The following is an 808-nucleotide window of genomic DNA, read 5'->3' as shown; positions in this document are numbered from 1 at the left end:
TATAATTCATGGTTTTGTTTATCAAGCAAGGAAAGATATTCAAGCAATTTTTCACTTGCATACACCTTCTATTGTAGCGGTTTCTTCTCTCAAAGATGGGCTGCTTCCTATAAGTCAATGGGCACTGCACTTTTACAATAAAATCTCTTACCATAATTATAATTCCCTAGCACTTAGCGATACAGAAGGAAAGAGGTTAATAGCTGATCTGAAAGAAAATTTTGTCATGTTAATGCGTAATCATGGATCTATAACGTGTGGTCGGACTATACAAGAAGCAATGTTTTACACGTATCATTTAGAACAAGCGTGCAAAACTCAATGTTTAACGTTAGCAATGAATAAGGAGTTATCAATTCAAAGTGAAGAAATTTGCTCAAAAGCTGTAAAGGATCTCCTATCTTTTGAAAGCAATCTTGGTGAGAGGGATTGGCACGCATGGGTTAGACTAATTAAAAGTAAGTTGTAAGAGACTTTCGCACTACTATCTGTCATCCAAGTAGTGACCTTACCCAGAAAAAGTAGAGAGAAAGTTAAGACGTTTTCGGAGTAAATAAAACGTTTTTTCAAAATATGACAAAATAGAAGAGAATATACAGCAGAATTCAAATTAGAAGCTGTTAAGCTGGTTAAAGAAACAGGTCAAGCAAGTACAAAAATAGAAAAAGATCTAGGTATAGATGGTAGTATGTTAAGTAAGAAAATATGATGGAAAAATGTCTGGAGCATACGCATTTCCAGGCAAAGGCTCCTTATGACAAAGAAAGATTTGATCTAAAAAAGAACTAACAAGAGAAAGAGACATTTA

1 protein-coding gene and 1 pseudogene are annotated in these 808 nt (G+C 34.2%); both read left to right on the top strand.

Annotation, left to right across the window (positions count from 1 at the left end):
• The coding region (locus WGMM_RS01585; protein WP_038249077.1) for a class II aldolase/adducin family protein at window positions 1–469 on the top strand (469 nt) is incomplete at its 5' end.
• 156 nt (window positions 470–625) lie between these two features.
• Window positions 626–783: pseudogene (locus tag WGMM_RS07445) on the top strand (IS3 family transposase); the annotation flags it as partial.
• Window positions 784–808 lie beyond the last annotated feature (25 nt).

This window comes from Wolbachia endosymbiont of Glossina morsitans morsitans (assembly GCF_000689175.1).
Taxonomy (GTDB): domain Bacteria; phylum Pseudomonadota; class Alphaproteobacteria; order Rickettsiales; family Anaplasmataceae; genus Wolbachia; species Wolbachia pipientis.
Note: the sequence above shows the minus strand (reverse complement) of the source record. Positions and strands in the feature narration are given on the sequence as shown.